This window comes from Enterobacter sp. ku-bf2 (assembly GCF_001742765.1).
Lineage (GTDB): Bacteria > Pseudomonadota > Gammaproteobacteria > Enterobacterales > Enterobacteriaceae > Enterobacter > Enterobacter quasiroggenkampii.
Window position 1 is genome coordinate 411656 of record NZ_MDVW01000001.1, and the last position, 19708, is coordinate 431363.

Annotated in this window: 18 protein-coding genes; 8 read left to right on the forward strand and 10 right to left on the reverse strand. The window is 52.9% G+C overall.

Annotated features, from left to right (window positions below; all coding sequences use genetic code 11):
- Positions 1 to 27 precede the first annotated feature (27 nt).
- A complete protein-coding gene (gene ycjG / locus BFG58_RS01955; RefSeq protein WP_069719076.1) occupies positions 28 to 993 on the forward strand; it encodes an L-Ala-D/L-Glu epimerase in 966 nt (321 codons plus the stop codon).
- Here ycjG and mpaA read toward each other — a convergent pair.
- A complete protein-coding gene (mpaA, locus tag BFG58_RS01960) occupies positions 984 to 1697 on the reverse strand; it encodes a murein tripeptide amidase MpaA (protein ID WP_045908858.1) in 714 nt (237 codons plus the stop codon). The two genes, ycjG and mpaA, sit on opposite strands and share 10 nt — an antisense overlap.
- A 185-nt stretch (positions 1698 to 1882) precedes the next feature.
- Between mpaA and BFG58_RS01965 the strand changes: the two genes are divergently transcribed.
- From BFG58_RS01965 to BFG58_RS01975, 3 genes are all read left to right on the forward strand, one after another.
- A complete protein-coding gene (locus tag BFG58_RS01965; RefSeq protein ID WP_045908857.1) occupies positions 1883 to 3499 on the forward strand; it encodes an ABC transporter substrate-binding protein in 1617 nt (538 codons plus the stop codon).
- 263 nt (positions 3500 to 3762) lie between these two features.
- Complete coding sequence (locus tag BFG58_RS01970) at positions 3763 to 6180, forward strand: glycogen/starch/alpha-glucan phosphorylase (RefSeq protein WP_069719077.1); 2418 nt, start codon at positions 3763 to 3765, stop codon at positions 6178 to 6180.
- A gap of 91 nt (positions 6181 to 6271) precedes the next feature.
- Positions 6272 to 6610 carry an STAS domain-containing protein gene (locus BFG58_RS01975; protein ID WP_069719078.1) on the forward strand — a complete coding sequence of 113 codons (339 nt, stop codon included), beginning with the start codon at positions 6272 to 6274 and terminating at the stop codon, positions 6608 to 6610.
- A 133-nt stretch (positions 6611 to 6743) separates the two neighbouring features.
- Here BFG58_RS01975 and BFG58_RS01980 read toward each other — a convergent pair whose 3' ends face one another.
- The 4 genes from BFG58_RS01980 to BFG58_RS01995 all read right to left on the reverse strand — a co-directional run bounded on the left by BFG58_RS01980 (position 6744) and on the right by BFG58_RS01995 (position 11191).
- Positions 6744 to 7310, reverse strand: a complete 567-nt coding sequence (locus BFG58_RS01980) for a DJ-1/PfpI family protein (protein ID WP_083261465.1) — start codon at positions 7308 to 7310, stop codon at positions 6744 to 6746.
- A gap of 217 nt (positions 7311 to 7527) precedes the next feature.
- Positions 7528 to 7668 (reverse strand): Ecr family regulatory small membrane protein, encoded by a 141-nt coding sequence (locus BFG58_RS24050; RefSeq protein WP_045909000.1) that lies wholly within the window; start codon positions 7666 to 7668, stop codon positions 7528 to 7530.
- A 74-nt stretch (positions 7669 to 7742) separates the two neighbouring features.
- The gene (locus BFG58_RS01990) at positions 7743 to 8975 is read right to left on the reverse strand and encodes a sensor domain-containing diguanylate cyclase (protein WP_069719080.1); all 1233 of its coding nucleotides are present in this window, start codon (positions 8973 to 8975) and stop codon (positions 7743 to 7745) included.
- A gap of 92 nt (positions 8976 to 9067) precedes the next feature.
- Entirely contained in the window at positions 9068 to 11191 is a 2124-nt protein-coding gene (locus BFG58_RS01995) for a bifunctional diguanylate cyclase/phosphodiesterase (RefSeq protein WP_045908853.1), read from the reverse strand.
- A gap of 457 nt (positions 11192 to 11648) precedes the next feature.
- On the opposite strand from BFG58_RS01995, the gene BFG58_RS02000 reads away from it, so the two are divergent.
- The 4 genes from BFG58_RS02000 (at position 11649) to dbpA (ending at position 15797) form a co-directional block, all read left to right on the forward strand.
- Positions 11649 to 12791 (forward strand): methyl-accepting chemotaxis protein, encoded by a 1143-nt coding sequence (locus tag BFG58_RS02000; RefSeq protein WP_069719081.1) that lies wholly within the window; start codon positions 11649 to 11651, stop codon positions 12789 to 12791.
- Positions 12792 to 12956: 165 nt separating this feature from the next.
- Positions 12957 to 13940 (forward strand): zinc transporter ZntB, encoded by a 984-nt coding sequence (gene zntB, locus BFG58_RS02005; RefSeq protein WP_023292275.1) that lies wholly within the window; start codon positions 12957 to 12959, stop codon positions 13938 to 13940.
- Positions 13941 to 14231: 291 nt separating this feature from the next.
- On the forward strand, positions 14232 to 14396 hold the full coding sequence (locus BFG58_RS24230; protein ID WP_304665500.1) for a hypothetical protein: 165 nt from the start codon (positions 14232 to 14234) through the stop codon (positions 14394 to 14396).
- Positions 14397 to 14423: 27 nt separating this feature from the next.
- On the forward strand, positions 14424 to 15797 hold the full coding sequence (dbpA, locus tag BFG58_RS02010; protein WP_069719082.1) for an ATP-dependent RNA helicase DbpA: 1374 nt from the start codon (positions 14424 to 14426) through the stop codon (positions 15795 to 15797).
- 42 nt (positions 15798 to 15839) lie between these two features.
- On the opposite strand, the gene ttcA is transcribed toward dbpA, so the two are convergent.
- The 5 genes from ttcA to BFG58_RS02030 all read right to left on the reverse strand — a co-directional run bounded on the left by ttcA (position 15840) and on the right by BFG58_RS02030 (position 19707).
- Positions 15840 to 16775, reverse strand: coding sequence for a tRNA 2-thiocytidine(32) synthetase TtcA (gene ttcA / locus BFG58_RS02015; protein WP_048223561.1), 936 nt, complete (start codon positions 16773 to 16775; stop codon positions 15840 to 15842).
- A gap of 48 nt (positions 16776 to 16823) precedes the next feature.
- The gene (locus BFG58_RS02020) at positions 16824 to 18062 is read right to left on the reverse strand and encodes a site-specific integrase (protein WP_063149584.1); all 1239 of its coding nucleotides are present in this window, start codon (positions 18060 to 18062) and stop codon (positions 16824 to 16826) included.
- A 1-nt stretch (position 18063) separates the two neighbouring features.
- A complete protein-coding gene (gene xisR / locus BFG58_RS22950) occupies positions 18064 to 18276 on the reverse strand; it encodes an excisionase family protein (RefSeq protein WP_072060267.1) in 213 nt (70 codons plus the stop codon).
- A 64-nt stretch (positions 18277 to 18340) separates the two neighbouring features.
- Complete coding sequence (locus BFG58_RS02025; protein WP_069719083.1) at positions 18341 to 18583, reverse strand: DUF4060 family protein; 243 nt, start codon at positions 18581 to 18583, stop codon at positions 18341 to 18343.
- A 38-nt stretch (positions 18584 to 18621) separates the two neighbouring features.
- Positions 18622 to 19707, reverse strand: a complete 1086-nt coding sequence (locus BFG58_RS02030) for a RecT family recombinase (RefSeq protein WP_069719084.1) — start codon at positions 19705 to 19707, stop codon at positions 18622 to 18624.
- Position 19708 lies beyond the last annotated feature (1 nt).

The following is a 19708-nucleotide window of genomic DNA, read 5'->3' on the forward strand; positions in this document are numbered from 1 at the left end:
GCCTTTCCGGACCGCAAGGAGTCAGTGATGAGAAGCGTTAAGGTCTATGAAGAAGCCTGGCCATTGCATACCCCGTTTGTGATTTCGCGCGGCAGCCGAAGTGAAGCCAGCGTGGTCGTGGTTGAAATTGAAGAAGAGGGTGTGAAAGGCGTCGGGGAATGTACGCCTTATCCGCGCTATGGGGAAAGCCTTGCATCTGTGATGGCGCAGATCATGACCCTGGTGCCAGACCTGCAAAAAGGGCTCACGCGCGAGGCATTACAGCAGCGTTTACCCGCCGGGGCGGCGCGCAACGCCATCGACTGTGCGCTCTGGAGCCTTGAAGCCGCTCAGCAGCAAAAATCGCTGACGTCATTGCTGGGCGTGGTCGTGCCCGAATCGATCGTGACCGCGCAAACGGTCGTGATTGGTGAGCCGGAGCAGATGGCCGCCAGTGCGAAAGCGCTCTATGACGCCGGAGCCACGTTGTTAAAAGTGAAGCTAGACGATCGTCTGATCAGCGAGCGGATGGTCGCCATTCGCTCGGCGGTCCCCTCAGCCACGCTGATTGTGGACGCCAACGAGTCGTGGCATCCCGAAGGGCTGGCCGCGCGATGCCAGCTGCTGGCCGATCTGGGGGTGGCGATGCTGGAGCAGCCTCTGCCGGTAAAAGAGGATGCGGCGCTGAAGAATTTTATCCATCCGTTGCCCGTGTGCGCGGATGAAAGCTGCCACACCCGCGAGAATTTGAGCGAGCTTAAGGGCCGCTATGACATGGTCAATATCAAGCTCGACAAGGCAGGCGGACTGACTGAAGCCCTGGCTCTGGCGGCGGACGCCAGGGCGCAGGGGTTCGCCCTGATGCTGGGATGCATGCTTTGCACTTCCCGGGCGATCGGCGCGGCGCTGCCGCTGGTCAATCAGGTCCGTTTCGCCGATCTGGATGGCCCGACGTGGCTGGCGGTTGACGTTTCACCGGCCCTGAAATTTACCAGCGGCGTGCTTCATCTCTGAGGCTGCCAGCGCAGAAGCTCCATCATGGCTTTTAAGTATTTTTCGCTGGCTTCGTCGGAGGAGATCGCCGGGAACTCAGCGGTAATGCAGGGCAGGCTTAAGTCGGCGCACCAGCTCCCGAATGATCCGGGTGTTTCATAACCCACGCTGGTGACGAGCGGCAGGTCGAACGCCCGAGCCAGCCACGCGCCCAGGTCAGAGTGGCGCGGATCTTCAATGCAGGCCAGCGGATCGTGGAAGGAGACAACCCAGGCGGGGTGGATCTTATGGATAAGCTGGCACAGCGCCTGCGTTTCCGGCTCTGAGCCAGGGTTGTCTCCCGTCAGCAACACCACGTCTCGCTCCTCGGCGGAGCTGTTCCAGCGATAAACCGTTTCGCCAGCGCGCCAGTTTGCTGCCGGGAAATTACGGTTCAGGTCGACGCCCCGCGCATTCGCCCGCAATCCCAACTGACAGCCATCCGGATTGACGGCAAGAATCACGTGATGACGTCGTAATGAAGGGGTCAATGTCCGCAGGGCGCACGAGAGCGTGACGACAGACGAGTTTTCATCACCGTGTGTGCCGGCAATAATCAAACCGCTTTCGCGATCGGCATCGGGTGCCGGGAACCAGATCAGCGATGCGCCTAAAAATGAGCGGCCATATTGTTCAGCGCCCGGAGGGAAGGCGCCGCGTTCCGCGCGGGGTCGGGTGGTTGCCATACGAAATCCTGATAAAGAAGTCTCTACTGGCAGTGTTGTGCAAAAGCCGCTGTTAATCAAATAGTTTCCGTAGCGGCTGAGAATTGCCTTAAATCACTATTCAGGCGTAAGTTATTTGCATTTCTTATTGTCGAAACAAATAATTACGCATCTGCTTGTTACCTGAATTTTTTAAAGGGGATCTTATGAAGCATCCTGTTTCGCGTCTTTTCACCGCACTGTGCCTGTGCGGGCTCTCTACACTCTCATACGCTGCTGATGTCCCACAGGGCACGGTGCTGGCGCAAAAACAGGAGCTGGTCAGACATATTAAAGATGAACCGGCTTCGCTCGATCCGGCAAAAGCGGTGGGGTTGCCAGAGATTCAGGTGATTCGCGATCTTTTCGAAGGGCTGGTGAATCAGAATGAGAAAGGGGAACTGACCCCGGGCGTGGCGACGCGCTGGCAGAGTAACGATAACCGTACCTGGACGTTCACCTTGCGTGATAACGCAAAATGGTCTGACGGTACGCCGGTCACCGCGCAGGATTTTGTCTACAGCTGGCAGCGTCTGGTTGACCCAAAAACGACCTCTCCGTTTGCCTGGTTTGCAGCGCTGGCAGGTATCAACAATGCGCAGGCTATCATCGACGGTAAGGCAGCGCCTGATACCCTGGGCGTGACGGCGGTGGATGCCAGGACGCTGCGCGTCCAGCTGGATAAACCGCTACCGTGGTTTAGCAACCTGACGGCAAACTTCGCCTTCTATCCGGTGCAAAAAGCGAACGTTGAAAGCGGGAAAGAGTGGACGCGTCCGGGAGCGCTGGTCGGTAATGGCGCTTACGTCCTGAACGACCGCGTGGTGAATGAAAAACTGGTTGTCGTGCCGAACACCCACTATTGGGACAATGCGAAAACTGTCCTGCAAAAAGTGACCTTTATTCCGATTAATCAGGAATCGTCCGCCACGAAACGCTATCTGGCAGGGGATATCGATATTACCGAATCGTTCCCGAAAAACATGTATCAGAAGCTCCTGAAGGACATTCCGGGACAGGTGTATACGCCGCCTCAGCTCGGGACCTACTACTACGCGTTTAATACGCAAAAGGGGCCGACGGCCGATGCCCGGGTTCGTCTTGCCCTGAGCATGACTATCGATCGCCGCATTATGGCGGAAAAGGTACTGGGTACCGGCGAAAAACCGGCCTGGCATTTTACCCCTGACGTGACGGCGGGCTTCACGCCTGAACCTTCGCCGTTCGAGCAGATGTCCCAGCAGGAGCTGAACGCTCAGGCCAAAACCTTGCTCCAGGCCGCAGGCTACGGCCCTCAGCGTCCGCTGAAGCTGAACCTGCTGTACAACACGTCGGAAAACCACCAGAAAATAGCTATTGCGGTGGCGTCCATGTGGAAGAAAAACCTCGGTGTGGATGTCAAGCTGCAAAATCAGGAGTGGAAAACCTACATCGACAGCCGCAATACCGGCAATTTTGATGTGATCCGCGCGTCATGGGTGGGGGATTACAACGAGCCCTCGACCTTCCTGTCCCTGCTGACCTCAACCCACAGCGGCAATATCTCGCGTTTTAATGACCCTGCTTACGATAAAATTATCCACCAGGCGACGCTCGAAACCACGGCGAAAGCGCGTAACACCGACTACAACATGGCGGAGAAAATCCTTATGGAGAAAGCACCTATCGCGCCTATTTACCAGTACACCAACGGTCGACTGATTAAGCCGTGGGTGAAAGGGTACCCGATTAATAACCCGGAAGACGTGGCGTATAGCCGGACGATGTATATTGAGAAGCACTGACGAGTAGGGGTTCGCTGCTACCAAATCCAGAACTGGCGCGGAGCTTAGCGCCAGTTGCTCCTTCTGATTCTCTCCCGCCACAGCAGAACGTCGCACTTTCCTGACGATACTTACTGCTGATATTTCTCGGGCGATACAAAAACAACACCATACGCAATGGTGGGTAAAAATTGCATGAGTTGAATATCGCCGTCTACACTTGAACAAAATAATATCTTGTGTTCTGCATATTAAAAACATGCAGTAACTCCAGTGAGGTCAACATGTCTTTCACTAACAGAGAGTTGCGTGAACTTGTCGAAACACAATTAAAATATACGTTATGCGTTAGCATAGACAAGGCTACCAACGGCGATATATTCAATGCTGTGGCGCTGGCAGTGCGGTATTTTCAGCAAGATCGCTTTCTCGATAGTCAGGCCCGGCAACGCGTGGAAAAGAAAAAACGCGTTTATTATCTCTCGATGGAATTTTTGCTTGGGCAGTCATTACGCAATAACCTGATGAACCTGAATTTGCTTGATGATATGCGTCAGGTTGTCACTGACCTGGGGTTTGATTTCGATGGTATTCTTGACGAAGAGCCCGATGCCGCGCTTGGAAATGGTGGCCTTGGGCGGTTAGCTGCCTGCTTTATTGACTCAATGGCAACGTTAGACATTGCTGCCTCAGGTCATGGCATAAAATACGAATATGGTTTATTCAGGCAGTCTTTTCAGAATGGTCAGCAAATCGAACATCCGGACGACTGGCATTCCATGCATTCCCCCTGGCTGGTTGAACACCATAGCCAGGCAATGCTGATCCCAATTGGTGGATATATCGAGCATGCAGATGATGCTGACGGGAATTATAATCCAATGTGGTTGGGGTGGAATACCATCGTTGGTATCCCAAATGACTGTTTCGTTTCTGGCTACAGAGGTAGCACCACGAATAAGCTTCGTTTATACAGTGCCGTAGCCTCTAACTCTTTTGATATTCATATTTTCAACCATGGCGATTACATCAAAGCGGTCAGTGAAAAAATCGCCTCCGAGAATATTTCAAAAATACTCTATCCTTCTGATGAGATCCTCTCGGGCAAGGAGCTGCGACTGACTCAGGAGTATTTTCTTGTAGCATGTACCTTGCGAGATATTTTTCGCGAATACGCTGAGATTGAAACTGACATTTCGTTACTGCCGCGGCATGTCGCCATCCAGCTAAATGATACGCATCCCGCGCTGGCTGTTGTCGAGTTGATGCGAATACTTGTCGACGAGTACAGCCTTCCCTGGCACCAGGCCTGGGATATCACCCAAAGAACCTGTGCATACACCAACCATACGTTGATGCCCGAGGCTCTGGAGACCTGGCCAGTGGCGTTGTTCGAAAAATTGTTGCCGCGACACTTGCAGATTATTTTTGAGATTAACCACCGTTTTCTTGCGGATGTCGCCTCCCGATGGCCAGACAAACCGCACTTATTGACCTCCTTGTCACTGTTTTCGGGGAACAACGAGAAAAGCATCAGGATGGCAAATCTGGCCATCGTCGGGAGTCACTGTGTTAATGGGGTGGCAATGCTCCATTCCGAGCTTATCAAAACGCACCTGGTTCCCGATTTTTATTTTATTACGCCAGATAAATTCATTAATCAGACCAACGGCATTACACCGCGCAGATGGTTGCAGCAGGCTAACCCAAATCTTGCCGCGTTTCTGAATCAGCAATTGGGTACCCGATGGCCGACGGATTTACATATGCTTCGACAGCTGGAGAAGCATGCGGATGATACGGGGGTGATCGATCATATTCGCGGCATTAAATTCAAAAATAAATCCGCGCTGAGCCAGATTGTTTCACATCGTTATGGGATTATGTTGGACCCGATGGCAATGTTTGATTGCCAGGTAAAACGCATTCACGAATACAAGCGCCAGCTTCTGAATATTCTGCACGTCATTTCTCTCTATATTGATATTAAAGAGAATGGGAGAACCATAGCGCCTAAGGTGCATCTTTTTGCAGGTAAAGCGGCACCCGGTTATCGAATGGCAAAGCTTATTATTCAGTTAATTAATGCTGTTGCGAATAAAATCAACAGCGATGCGCGTATTGCCGGACAGCTGAAAGTCATTTTTCTTGAGGATTACAAAGTCTCCTTAGCCGAAAGCATAATACCGGCAACAGACCTGTCTGAACAAATATCCACAGCAGGTACGGAGGCATCTGGAACCAGTAATATGAAGTTCGCGCTGAATGGTGCGTTAACAATGGGTACGTATGATGGTGCCAACATTGAAATTCTTAATGCTGTTGGGGCAGAAAACTTCTATCTTTTCGGCGCGACGGCTGAAGAAGTCAATGAAATGCGTTCAAATGGCGATAATAATCGTTTCTATCGTCAGAGCGATCCTCGAATGATGCGTATAGTGGATACGCTTATTTCAGGTGAATTTAGCGCCGATCGCGAAATTTTTGCACCGCTACACCATATGTTGACAACAGCCGATCATTATTGTCATCTGCTGGATTTTGACAGCTACAGTCAAACCCAACGTCAGGCAATGGCTGATTTTGAACATCCCCGCCAGTGGCATCGAAAAGCGTTGCTAAATATTAGCCGAATGGGAGAGTTTTCGAGTGACAGAACCATTCAGGGCTATGCAAGGGATATTTGGGGAATAAATTGCTGATGGTCATGCTTCCGGTTGCCTTCCGGGAGCGATATCGGTGCACTATGATCATCATTCGGGAACACGTTACGCCCCTGATGCGAGGCTGATTATGAACTTTGAAATACAGAGTGAAAATGACGTACAGATTGTCGTTCCGCTGGTTCGCAGGCTGGATGCTTCTGTCGAGCAGACCTTTAAGCAGCAGGTGCTGGAGGTGATTGAAAAAAGTAATAAAAAGATATTGCTGGATTTCAGCCACGTAGATTTTATTGACAGCAGCTGTCTCGGCGCGCTGGTATCCATACTCAAGAGTTTAAACGGCAAGGGTGAGCTGGTGCTGTGTTCGCTTAACAGCAATACACACGCTCTCTTTAAGCTGACCAGGATGGATCGTATTTTTTCTATCAGGGCCAATCGGCAGGATGCCCTGCAGGTGTTGATGGGCTAATATCACAGCGCTCTTCGGGGAGAAAGCGGGATGTGCCAACGGTTAAAACGAGAACTGACGCATTCTCGCGCCAGTCCTGAAAACATGGCTCCGCTCCACCCGCACGGTATTCACCCGGGCTGATACCGGCGCGCTATTGTGCTAATAACGCACTAAACTTCGCCAGCCACTGCGGATGGGCGGGCCAGGCGGGAGCCGTCACCAGGTTGCCGTCGACATGGGCCTGATCGATGCCGATCGTGGCGTAGTGTCCACCCGCGAGGCGTACCTCAGGTGCACAAGCCGGGTAGGCGCTACAGGTACGGCCTTTCAGGATGCCCGCGGCAGCGAGCAGCTGCGGGCCATGGCACACTGCAGCAATCGGTTTGCGCGCGGCGTCAAATGCCTGTACCAGCTTTAACACATCCTCATTTAGCCGCAGATACTCGGGCGCTCTGCCGCCGGGGATGAGCAGTGCGTCGTAGTCCTGCTCCTTTACGGCGGAAAAGTCGGCGTTGAGGGTAAAGCGGTGACCGGGTTTTTCGCTATAGGTCTGGGTGCCGTCGAAATCATGGATTGCCGTCATGATGTAGTCGCCTTTTGGTTTGTCGGGACAGACTGCATCCACCTGATGGCCAATCATCTGCAAAGCCTGAAAAGGCACTATGGTTTCGTAATCTTCGGCATAATCGCCCACCAGCATCAGGATCTTCTTGCTCATCATTCCTCTCCCTTGTCATTAAAGATGATTAAGATATAGCCTGGCGTGGCTGAAATGCCGGAAATAAAAAAGCCCGTCAGAGCACGGGCAACATAAGCAAATGAATAAGTGATTCGTTATCAACGTAGTTGGAGGATAACGGCGCGTATCTTACGCGGCTGTCAGGCTTGCAGATACCTGACAAATTCAGTAGGTGAAACAAGATATTAAACGTGCGTTATGGTGCATCGAAGGTCGGGTAAAGACTATTTTCGAGAAATTCGACGAGATACCAGATCTCACCGCTAAAAATAAACCATAAGCCAAATATAATAAGGAGCAAAATAATTAAGGTGAGTATTATTTCTGTTTTTCCCATTGCAGATTTTACCCACCTGAAGTTAATTGAGTCGAGGCAGGCATTGTAGCGGGGCTTTCCCGTATACTCCAGTTTCATGCTGCAAGGACTTTATTGCGTCCGTCATTTTTAGCGCGATACAGCGCGTCGTCTACCCGCTTAAACAGCTCATCAATCGTCTCGCCCTGGTTATGTCGCGCCACGCCAATGCTAACGGTAAACCGCGGTAAGCCCGGAATCGTAATGCGGGCAACGGCTGCACGGATCGACTCGGCAATCTGCAACGCGATGTCGAGAGCGGTATGCGGCAGCAGGATAACGAACTCTTCGCCTCCCCAGCGGAACACCAGGTCATTCTCCCGGCTACAGGCTTCCAGCGTTCGGGAGAGGGCGATAAGCACCTCATCGCCCTTCAGATGACCAAACAGGTCGTTGATGTTTTTGAAGCGATCGGTATCCACCAGCAGCAGGCTAAATTGCTGTTGGGCAGGAAGATGATTCAGGTTGTTGGGATCGGTAATCGCGTAGAACTGGCGACGGTTAAGTAACCCGGTCATGGAGTCACGTAGTGCGGCATGTTCCAGCTCTTGCTCCAGTCTTTTTTGCTCGGTGATATCGTGGATGATGCACAGCATCAGCTTGTCACCATAGATCTCAATGGGGCCGGCATACGTCTGAACGTGGCGGGTAGAGCCGTCGGCAAGGCGGTGAACAAAGTTGAGCGGCTTATGGCCGCCGGGCAGCGCGGCAATCGCGGTCATAATGGGCAAGACGTCTCGCCCCAGGGTATTGATTTCCCAGGTATGTTTACTGCACATGTCATCATGTGAGTAACCGTAAAAATTGAGCGCGGCCATGTTAGCATCAACGATCTGGCCATCGCGGGCCGGATCGATTAACAGCATCGGCGCGCTGTTGGTCTGAAAAAAACGGGCGTAAAACCCCTGTTTTTTCCGCCGGTAGGTTGCGGAGCGGCTGGCCTTTAGCCCAGAGAGAATGTGCTGGGCGATCCCCTCGAAAACAATCACATCTCCCCAGGGGGCATAATGGGCAAGCGAGAGACGACAGCTTAGCGGCGTATCCTGTCCATCCCGGCTTATTGTCCAGATTTCGACGATCTCCTGCCCGGTTTTCAGTTCAGGTACATACATCGACAGGAGGTGCTGTGCATTCGCGGAATAGAGACCTTTACGCAACTGGTTCAGCGTCTTCTCTCCCATAAGCTGCGTTGCGGTCACATTCGCAAAAACGATCGCTTCCGAAGCGGGGGAAATCAGCCATACGGGTGTTTTAATGACGTTCAGCGCTTCAAAACCGTTTTGCGACATAGGCATTTCCTGTTCATCGGCTCAATGCGCCTGACAATCATGACAGACGTGACGAGTGTCTACTGCTTTGAAACATACTCTACTCAACCCCATCAGGCATGGTTTTTTTGTGAAATAAATGCGGGGTCCGTTTGAATTTTATTAATGGGTATAATTTGCCTGTCGGAGTTTATCTGCAGAAGCAGCCACGGCACCTGCTCGGCAGGTAAGGGGCGGGAGAAAAGATAACCCTGCAGGTAGTCGCAGCCGAGACGGGTGAGAACCTCCTGCTGCTCTTGGGTTTCAATCCCTTCAGCTACCACGTTCATCTCCATGGTTCGGGCGATACTCATGATGGTTTCAACCAGCTTGTAGCTTTTTTCATTTTCCAGCATCGACGTTACAAAGCTTTTGTCGATCTTGAGCTCTTTTGCCGGCAGCACGCTCAGCATCAGCAGGTTCGAGTAGCCCGTACCGAAATCATCAATCGAGACGGTGATCCCCGCATGATTAAACGCGTTGAGTAACTCAATGCTGCGGTCGAGATTTTTCAGCGCGGTGCTCTCCGTAACCTCAAGGATCAGCCTGGATGGGGACAAGCTATATTTTTCCAGCATCGACGATACGATGTGGAAAATGTCCGGCTGTTCGAACTGGACGGGGGACAGGTTGAGCGACAGCGTCCACTGGCTGAACCCTTGTTCAGTCCAGAAATGCAGTTGTCGACATGCCGCTTCAATGGCCCAGTTGCCCACCGGAATAATTAAGCCGGTTTGTTCCAGCGAGGGGATAAACAGGCCCGGCAGAACAACGCCTTGCTCAGGGTGCCGCCAGCGCAGCAGGGCTTCAAAACCATGGATAGTCTTCTCTTGTGCATACCAGGTTGGCTGGTACCAGAGTTCAAACTGATCGCGCTCAAGCGCCTGAGAGAGTTCCTGCAGAAAACCGGGTTTTGCCGGGATTGCTGTCGACATCTCGGAGCGGTAGTGCGCCCAGCCGTTCCGGCCGTCGTCTTTGACGTGATGCAGGGCTGCATCCGCCTTGAGCTTTAGCTCATGCAGCGTTTCGCCATCCTGAGGATAGAGGCTGACGCCCGCACTGATTGTCGTGCTTAGCGTATGACCACAGATCGAAAGAGGACGTCGCACATCCTCAAGCAACGACGCGAGCAGGGCGTTGAGTTTGTCGTCGTCGCATTCCGGTACCAGCAGAATAAAGGCGTCACCTCCCAGCCTTGCCAGGGTCATCTCACGCGTGAGACGGGAAGTGATGCGCTGAGCAACGGTGATCAATAACTCATCGCCGACGCTGTGACCCCAGGTATCGTTGACGCGTTTGAAATGATCGACGTTCAGGAAAATGACGGCAAATTGCCTGTTACTCAGCAACGCGCTGCGCAGGCAGTCCTGCATGCGGATGTCCATCTGATGGCGATTCGCGAGTCCGGTGAGCGCATCAAAGCGCGCCTGCAGCTCAAGCTGCCGATTGAGCTGCCGCAGATTGTCCGTCAGCCGGCCGGTACGCCGGTGAGAGTCGACAAGGGAAATAATTAACATCACGCCAAGCAGGCAGAGCGTGGTGACCGAAACCCAGATGGATAACCCGAGCTCGCCGATCCCACCGGGAAGGGTATGCGACATTTCCGGGTAATGCGCGGCACTCATGCCGGTATAGTGCATCGCACAAATGGCGGCGGCCATGACCAGGGCCGCGAGAAGGCGCTCAATAAAAACCCCTTTGTCTCGCAGGCGGAAAGCCAGCCACAGCGCAGTGCCGGAAGCCACCACGGCAATGACCACGGACAACCCCACAATACGGCGATCCCAGATGATGCTGCCATCCAGCATCAGGGCCGCCATACCGATATAGTGCATGGATACCACGCCTGCGCTCAGGATTGCGGTGGCAACGATGGGGCGAAAGAGAGACCGTTTTTTTCCCGCGACGGCAATATCAAGGGCCGTGGTCGACGCAATAACCGCGACGCCCAGGGATGCAAGGGTTAACCAGAGATCATAGCGCATCATCATGGGCATCTGCATCGACAGCATGCCGATAAAGTGCATCGACCAGATGCCGATGCCGAGCGAGATGCCGCCGGCCATACGCCAGAACAGGGCAGCCTTTCGGCTGGAAAGGGGAATCTTTCCGGCACTGTCCAGCGCCACAAAGGAGGCGATAAACGCCACCAGATAAGAGATAGCGATTAACACAGGGTCCCACGATATATTGAGCATTATGCAATCCCACGCCTGAGAGGGTTACCGATTTCGCCTGCCGGGCACATCTTTATCTGGCAACGAACATGCGCTTTCAAACAATATTAGTTTTTTATCGTGTAAAATGACCAGTCATATTAATACTCTAAAACGTATTAAGAATATAAAATATATTCTCATTGTTAACGTATTAAGCATTGCTAAACAAGAGCGAATAAAAGTAGCAAAGCTCCTTAAATATAACGGCGATTGTATCAGTGCGCCGCAGCGGATGGTATCGCTTAACGTGGCGGCAGACCAGTATCACAGCACGCTGCGAAGAACATTTTCACTAATACGCTTTTTTTATCTGACTTAAGCTAAATCCCAGGTTGCTAACGGCGAAAAAACAATCCCGTGAAGTTTGCGAGGAAAAACGTCTGAGCCAATGCTATAAGTCTAGATGCCGACCAAAATATAAAACGTGGGTATCATCATGCTAAGAAATATTAGTGTCAGGACCTTTATTATCGGGTTCCTTTTATCGCTATTTTTGGTAAACGCAGGTGTCGTTGTTCTAATTTCCAGCAAGTCCTCTCTCTTTATTTCCCTTAACGTTATCAATTTCGTTGCGCTATTTTTGCTTTGGGTCTATATGACCCGCTATCTCGTGACGCCGATCAATACGGTAAAGAGAAGTATTGAAGAGGTGACAGCAGGCAACCTTGGGGTTTCTATCCCGGAGTTTGGCAATAACTGCGCGGGTCGACTAATTCCCGGGATCAATAGCCTTTCCGGCAACATTGCGACGCTGGTGCGCGAGATCAGGGCGTCGTCGCAAACCGCCATGACCTTATCGGATCAGCTCTCGGCCCGTAGCGCTCAGCTCTCGGTAAAAACCGAACAGCAGTCTGCGTCTTTAGTGCAAACCGCAGCCAGCATGGAGCAAATGGCGGCGAGCACCAAAAACAATGCCGATAACACCCGCCTGGCGAGCGAACAGGCGAATGTGGCGACGCTGCAGGCGCGCAAGGGCGGGGAGCTGATGGGGCAGGTCGCCAACAATATGCAGTCCATTACCGAATGCGCCCAGCAGATGACGGAGATTATTTCATTGATTGACGGCATTGCGTTCCAGACCAATATTCTGGCGCTCAACGCGGCCGTTGAGGCAGCAAGGGCAGGCGACCACGGAAAAGGCTTTTCTGTCGTTGCGGAAGAGGTCAGAAACCTGGCACACCGCAGCGCAGAGGCCGCGAAGAATATCAAAGCGCTGATTGAAGTCACTAGCAGTAACGTCACACAGGGTGCGACCGTGGTGTCACAGGCAGAGAAGAATATGCATGAAATCGTGACGGGCTCGGGGAACGTCAGCCGCTTGATGGATGAAATTTCCGCGTCGACCTCTGAGCAGGAGAAAGGCATTTCCCAGATCACGCTGGCGCTTTCGGAGCTGGAGCGGGTCACGCAAAGCAACGTGGCGATGGCGGAGGAACTCAACGGCTCCTCTGATGTCCTGCGCAATCAGGTGATCGAGCTGCAGGCCCGCACGCGTAATTTCAGACTGGATCAGGGATCGTTGTCCTCATTACCTGGCGGCTCGCCATCCTTCCTCCCGCGGCCGGAGCACTCTCTCTGACAAAACCGCAACATTCTCGCCATATTTCTTGCCGGGTGGCGCTGCGCTTACCCGGCCTACACTCTGCCTTTCATGAACGATTTCAGCGCGATGGGATACATAGTTGTTGCTTAACCCCTGATGAAAGCTAGACTGACACCGAAAGAGCTAAAAGGCGGAGGAGCTGTGGAAAGCATTAAAGGATCTGAACTAAACGTTCCAGACGCAGTTTTTGCGTGGGTGCTGGACGGTCGCGGCGGTGCCCGGCCGCTGGAAGACAATGATGTGATCGACAGTGCGCATCCCTGCTGGCTGCATCTGAACTACACCCACCCGGACAGCGCTGACTGGCTGGCGTCGACCCCGCTCTTGCCTAACAATGTGCGCGATGCGCTGGCCGGTGAAAGCCTGCGCCCCCGCGTGAGCCGAATGGGGGACGGGACGCTGATCACCCTGCGCTGTATTAACGGCAGCACGGATGAACGTCCGGATCAGCTGGTTGCGATGCGGGTCTATATGGACGATGGGCTGATTGTCTCCACCCGACAGCGTAAGGTTCTGGCGCTGGATGACATCGTCAACGATCTGAAAGAGGGCACCGGGCCGATCGACTGCGGCAGCTGGCTGGTGGACGTCTGTGACGCGCTTACCGATCACGCGAGCGAGTTTATCGAAGAACTGCACGACAAAATCATCGACCTGGAAGATAACCTGCTCGATCAGCAGATCCCGCCGCGCGGTTTTCTGGCCTTATTGCGTAAACAGCTGATTGTTATGCGCCGCTACATGACGCCGCAGCGCGACGTGTATGCGCGGCTGGCCAGCGAAAGGCTCGCCTGGATGAACGACGACCATCGACGCAGAATGCAGGATATTGCCGACAGGCTGGGCCGCGGGCTGGATGAAATTGATTCCTGTATTGCCAGAACGGCGGTGATGGCGGACGAAATCGCGCAGGTGATGCAGGAGTCGCTGGCGCGAAGAACCTATACGATGTCCCTGATGGCGATGGTGTTTTTACCCAGCACGTTTTTGACCGGGCTGTTTGGCGTCAATCTGGGGGGAATTCCCGGGGGCGCTTATCGCTACGGCTTTACGGCCTTTTGCGTGATGTTAGTTGTTTTGATTGGGGGTGTTGCATGGTGGTTGCATCGTAGTAAATGGCTGTAAATTTACGCTTTTTTCATCTTTTTCCGGGATTAAAACGCTCTTTTAATTGAGCGAAGTCAATAAACATCTACCCCGTAAGGTGCAATATTACTCCCGCAGGTGAATGCAACGTCAAGCGATGGGCGTTGCGCTCCATATTGTCTTACTTCCTTTTTTGAATTACTGCATAGCACAATTGATTCGTACGACGCCGACTTCATAGTCGGCTTTTTTTTGCCTCCAGATTCTCAGCGTCTACCCTAAAAGGGACGACAGCAAATTCTGGAGGGAATGATGAGCATCCTTAACGCTCTGCTACTGCCACAATCGCGTCAGTCCGATCCTATCCCCAGCGATCCGGTACCCATGCCCGATCCCATCCCGCGTCCGCAGCCGATGCCGGACCCGCCACCCGATGAAGAACCGATTAAATTGTCGCATCGAACCGCGAGATCTGCGAGGATACGCGCCATCTGACTGCAAAGATCACCACGAGAGACTACAGTGACCGCTTTTTCTACCCTGAATGTTCTGCCCGCCGCCCAACTCGATAACCTCAACGAGTTGGGATACCTGACGATGACGCCTGTTCAGGCGGCCGCCTTACCTGCCATTCTCGAGGGCCGTGACGTGCGCGTGCAGGCGAAAACGGGCAGTGGAAAAACGGCGGCATTCGGCCTTGGCCTGTTGCAGCATATCGATGCGGCGCTTTTTCAGACCCAGTCTCTGGTGCTGTGTCCGACCCGCGAACTGGCAGACCAGGTCGCGGGTGAACTGCGTCGCCTGGCGCGTTTCCTGCCCAATACCAAGATCTTAACCCTCTGCGGCGGGCAGCCGTTCGGCGCCCAGCGTGATTCACTCCAGCATGCCCCGCACATTATTGTCGCGACGCCTGGCCGTCTGCTCGATCATCTGCAGAAGGGCACCGTCTCGCTGGATGCGTTACAAACGCTGGTCATGGATGAGGCCGATCGCATGCTGGACATGGGTTTCAGCGATGCCATTGACGAGGTGATCCGTTTTGCACCGGCCGATCGCCAGACGCTGCTGTTCTCCGCAACCTGGCCGGAAGCCATTGCCGCCATCAGCGGCCGCGTGCAGAAAAATCCCCTTACCATTGAAATTGACAGCGTAGATGCGCTGCCCGCGATCGAACAGCAGTTCTTTGAAACCTCGCAGCAGGGGAAGATACCGCTCCTGCAGAAATTGCTGAGCCGGCATCAGCCTGCCTCCTGCGTGGTGTTCTGTAATACCAAAAAAGACTGTCAGTCGGTTTGTGATGCCCTGAATGCCGCCGGGCAGAGCGCGCTGTCGCTGCATGGCGATCTGGAACAGCGCGATCGCGATCAGACGCTGGTCCGTTTCGCGAATGGCAGCGCCCGCGTGCTGGTTGCGACCGACGTTGCTGCGCGCGGTCTGGATATTAAATCGCTTGAGCTGGTGGTGAACTTTGAGCTGGCGTGGGATCCGGAAGTACACGTGCACCGTATTGGCCGTACCGCGCGCGCAGGAAACAGCGGTCTGGCGATCAGCTTCTGCGCACCTGAAGAGGCGCAGCGCGCCAATATTCTCTCTGAGATGCTGCAGATTAAGCTGAACTGGATGAATCCCCCAGCCGGCGTCAGCCTTGTGCCGCTCGAGGCCGAAATGGCGACCCTGTGCATCGATGGCGGTAAAAAAGCCAAGATGCGTCCTGGTGATGTTCTCGGTGCACTGACCGGGGATGTGGGTCTGGACGGGGCGGATATCGGTAAGATTGCTGTCCATCCGGCGCATGTCTACGTCGCGGTTCGCCAGGCGGTTGCCCATAAGGCATGGAAGCAGCTGCAAAACGGGAAAATTAAGGGTAAAACCTGCCGCGTACGTCTGCTGAAATAGAGCATGAAGCGTCTCAGAAGGTGTTTCTGAGACGCTAATCGCTTACTTCACTTCAAGCACGTTCAGACGCAACTCTTCAAACTGATTGTCATCATCTTCCGGCTGCCAGCCTGCTGGCTGCATCGGGATCTCTTCCCGGTCAAACGCCAGATCGCCGCCATTCACCACGTCTGAGTCATGGTTGATGCCTTTAAAGTCGAACAGCTCCACATCCGCGAGATGGGAAGGGACGACGTTCTGCATGGCGCTGAACATGGTTTCGATACGACCCGGATAGCGCTTATCCCAGTCGCGCAGCATGTCGCCAATCACCTGACGCTGCAGGTTCGGCTGAGAGCCGCAGAGGTTACATGGAATGATCGGGAACCCTTTCGCCTGTGAGAAACGCTCAATGTCTTTTTCACGGCAGTAGGCAAGTGGGCGGATCACAATGTGTTTGCCGTCATCGCTCATCAGCTTAGGCGGCATACCTTTCATCTTGCCGCCGTAGAACATATTGAGGAACAGCGTTTGCAGAATATCGTCGCGGTGATGGCCCAGCGCAATTTTGGTCGCGCCCAGCTCCGTCGCGGTACGATACAGAATGCCGCGGCGCAGACGAGAGCACAGAGAACAGGTGGTTTTCCCTTCCGGGATTTTCTCTTTCACAATACCGTAGGTATTTTCTTCGACGATTTTGTACTCAACGCCCAGCTTCTCGAGGTATTCCGGCAGAATGTGTTCCGGGAAGCCCGGCTGTTTCTGGTCAAGGTTGACCGCCACCAGGGAAAATTTCACCGGCGCACTTTGCTGAAGATTACGCAGGATCTCCAGCATGGTGTAGCTGTCTTTACCCCCTGACAGGCAAACCATAATGCGGTCGCCTTCTTCAATCATGTTGAAGTCTGCAATGGCTTCGCCCACGTTACGGCGCAGTCGCTTTTGCAGTTTGTTCAGGTTGTATTGCTCTTTCTTTGTATTTGATTGATTTTCTTGCATTTATTACTACCTTCGGAGCCAATAGGGGCATAATAGGGGCAAAATTTTTCAGCGTGCCAGCTTATCGTTAAGCATCAGCACCTGTTCGCCATTCATTTCTTCAATCCACGCACCGTAGACTTCATAAACCATTTGCGCGTTTTCATGCCCCATCTGGCTGGCTATGAAAGACGGGTTAGCGCCGGCAGATAAAAGCCAGCAGGCAAAAGTATGCCGCGTATGGTACGGATTCCGGCGGCGAATACCAGCACGTTTTACAGCTGCGTTAAATCTGGAGCCGATACTCGATAAAGAGTAGTAGGCCTTCTGTATGCCCTTGCGCATCCTGGGCATGAAAACAAACCGAAGGTTCTGATATTCCATCGCACCATACTCGCGGTGATGAAAAACAATCTCGGTTTTGGGCTGTAACGAAGTCAGCGTACGCTGTGCCTTTAAGGCCTCTAGTGCTGGCTCTAATAGCGTGATAACTCGATCACCTGCATCGGTTTTTGGTGGGACGAACATTCCTAGCGCATTAAGGTTGCGCTGTATATGAGCCGTACCTTTTTCCCAGTCGATATCTTCCCAGGCAAGAGCTGCAAGCTCTCCATGACGGACACCAGTATAAACTGCGAACGTCCACATATTGAGGCTTTGGCCACGCTCGGATTCCGCAAGCAAACTAAACTCCTGCTTCGTTAAAGGATCCGGTTTTACTTTCCCTTTGTGTAGTTTCTTGATCCCTTCAAAGGGTTTGCCACTGATAAAGCCAGATTTGTGTGCAAACCGAAGAAGGGAGCACAGAAGCGATATATAGTTATTCACGGTACGCACAGTGCGTCCCTGTTTGTTACTTCTCGGATTTGCCAGGTAAAGTGTCTCACCGTTCAACAGCTCCTTTCTGTATTTAAGAATGTCGCTGTGGCGTATAGTTGAAACAGGCGTATCTCCGTTAATGATGTGCATTAACGTACCGAGTTGTGAGCGCGTCTTACGCATGGTATTCGCGCTAATTTCGGTTTCTTTAATGCTCGTCCACAGTTCACACAGCTCTGAAAAGGTTTGAACTGAAACAGTGGTTACGGTTTTTTTTGCTCTGGACGATGAAGGAAAGCGCTGGTGGTAATCAAACTCTCCAAGGTTGATCTCACTAACGATCACAGCCCGAAGATTCCCGGCTTTTTTGATGTTCGCCGGGGTGTTAATCCAACCTTTGAGAATTTCGCGGCAACGCTTTCCCCGGTACATAAACCAGATACAAATCTTATTGTTTCTGATTTCGACACCTGTAGGCAAAGCTGCCATATTACGCATCCCTTATTAACTGATTAATTCTCGGATAGTTGTACCAGGTTGTGCCACGCAAGGTTTTTTCTCCGGAAGGAGAAACCCGTTTAAAATGGATACCTTCCACCCAACAGCCCTGGCGATACTTCTCAATCTGTCGTTCGGTCAGGCCTGTTTTTTCTGTGAGCCTTGCGCCAACAACCCATTCTTCGTTAAAAATTACCTGCGACATGGTTCACCTCAGGTAACCGGCATGAGTATAGATATGCCGGTCTGTAGTCGTTGATATTTCAGTTTCAGTTTGCCTGGCCGGGCAGGGAACGCAGTCGGCGCATGCCGGTCATTGCTGTGGCCACGTAGCTTGCCTTGCGGTTGACCACTTCAACCCAGACCTTCACACCTTCCACTCTCACCGTATAAGTCTCTTTCATCTTGCTGCGCCCATAGTCACCGTATCTTTGCTGGTGGGTTGCGAGTGCGATTTCACATGCCTGGCGAGCCAAAGGGGATTGCTTACTGCCTCGATTAATCAGTCGCATTTCTTCTCCTTGAGGGAGGGTTTCCCCTCCCGATCTCGTTAGTCCACGTATTCCGGTTTCATATCCGCCAGGGTGATGCTGAACTGACCATGCAGTTCCTCTCCTAAATGGCGTTTCACAGATGCCAGCACGCGTTCAGCTTCGCCAAAGCGTTCTGCTGCACCGGGTTCATCTGGAGAAGGCAGGGAGTTGATTGCCGCTTCCACCTTGTTGCGAGCATCAACCAGGTAATAACGCTTCACGGCCTTGTTTTTCAGCTCAGTGAACAGGGCAGAACCCAGCGTTGCTTTCACGGTTTCAATATCTGCGCGCAGAGCTTTAGCGCTATCCACATCCTGAGCCGCCTCGATGCGGTCACGGAAATCATCAGCAAGTGCATCAATATTTTGAGCTGATTCCTGAGCCGTTTGAGTCGTAGTGACGTTGTCACCTGAAATGACTGCAAGGCTAACGTGCTGCGCCGGTGCCGGGTTTACCTCTCGTTCTTCTCGGCGATCATCCAGTTCATCAGGGGTGTAAACGCCCAGAATCACATCCGGGCAGAACAGTCTGGCCCAGCGTTTGACAGCCAGATATGCCAGCTGCTGACGTGGGTCATCAGCCCACAGGGTAGAGTTTCGGGTTCGTGCCTGAGCCAGCAGCAAATCGAGTTCCCTTGGCTGATCTTCACCTTTAAGCGTTGCGCGGATAATGATGCCGATCCCGGCTTCGTCAGCCAGGGTCCAACCCGGAACGCGGTACTCGCCTTTGTCGCCTTTACGGATATTGAATTTTCCAACGACCTTTTCCCATGGCCCGTACCATTCATACTCAAAGCGGCTGGCCAGCACGCCGCTTCGTGAAATGACGGCATTAACCAGCTGCGCTTCATACCCGAGCACACCGTTAATCAGGTGCGTTTTCTGCGCCACGGCAAAGGGATTCATCTGCCATTGTGCTGCTTGCATCGCGACAGCCATGCAGTCGGCTTGGTTGCCCTGCAGGTGTTTAGGAACGGTAGCGGTGCCTTGCGCCATGATCTGCGCAAATGTGCTGATGGCGTTCAGATACTGGGAATCGAACAGAGCCACGTTGGAGTTAATAACGGTGTTCTGGTCAGCAACGGTAACGTTAGTGTTATGCATA

What these genes read in the sequence shown, in the direction of transcription:
- BFG58_RS02020 (WP_063149584.1), bottom strand. Translation starts at nt 18,062, where the DNA reads ATGGCAGCTTTGCCTACAGGTGTCGAAATCAGAAACAATAAGATTTGT.
- BFG58_RS01980 (WP_083261465.1), bottom strand. Translation starts at nt 7,310, where the DNA reads ATGAGCAAGAAGATCCTGATGCTGGTGGGCGATTATGCCGAAGATTAC.
- BFG58_RS01970 (WP_069719077.1), top strand. Translation starts at nt 3,763, where the DNA reads ATGTCTTTCACTAACAGAGAGTTGCGTGAACTTGTCGAAACACAATTA.
- BFG58_RS02000 (WP_069719081.1), top strand. Translation starts at nt 11,649, where the DNA reads ATGCTAAGAAATATTAGTGTCAGGACCTTTATTATCGGGTTCCTTTTA.
- BFG58_RS24050 (WP_045909000.1), bottom strand. Translation starts at nt 7,668, where the DNA reads ATGGGAAAAACAGAAATAATACTCACCTTAATTATTTTGCTCCTTATT.
- mpaA (WP_045908858.1), bottom strand. Translation starts at nt 1,697, where the DNA reads ATGGCAACCACCCGACCCCGCGCGGAACGCGGCGCCTTCCCTCCGGGC.
- BFG58_RS01990 (WP_069719080.1), bottom strand. Translation starts at nt 8,975, where the DNA reads ATGTCGCAAAACGGTTTTGAAGCGCTGAACGTCATTAAAACACCCGTA.
- ttcA (WP_048223561.1), bottom strand. Translation starts at nt 16,775, where the DNA reads ATGCAAGAAAATCAATCAAATACAAAGAAAGAGCAATACAACCTGAAC.
- BFG58_RS01995 (WP_045908853.1), bottom strand. Translation starts at nt 11,191, where the DNA reads ATGCTCAATATATCGTGGGACCCTGTGTTAATCGCTATCTCTTATCTG.
- ycjG (WP_069719076.1), top strand. Translation starts at nt 28, where the DNA reads ATGAGAAGCGTTAAGGTCTATGAAGAAGCCTGGCCATTGCATACCCCG.
- BFG58_RS01975 (WP_069719078.1), top strand. Translation starts at nt 6,272, where the DNA reads ATGAACTTTGAAATACAGAGTGAAAATGACGTACAGATTGTCGTTCCG.
- BFG58_RS02025 (WP_069719083.1), bottom strand. Translation starts at nt 18,583, where the DNA reads ATGCGACTGATTAATCGAGGCAGTAAGCAATCCCCTTTGGCTCGCCAG.
- BFG58_RS02030 (WP_069719084.1), bottom strand. Translation starts at nt 19,707, where the DNA reads ATGCATAACACTAACGTTACCGTTGCTGACCAGAACACCGTTATTAAC.
- BFG58_RS01965 (WP_045908857.1), top strand. Translation starts at nt 1,883, where the DNA reads ATGAAGCATCCTGTTTCGCGTCTTTTCACCGCACTGTGCCTGTGCGGG.
- xisR (WP_072060267.1), bottom strand. Translation starts at nt 18,276, where the DNA reads ATGTCGCAGGTAATTTTTAACGAAGAATGGGTTGTTGGCGCAAGGCTC.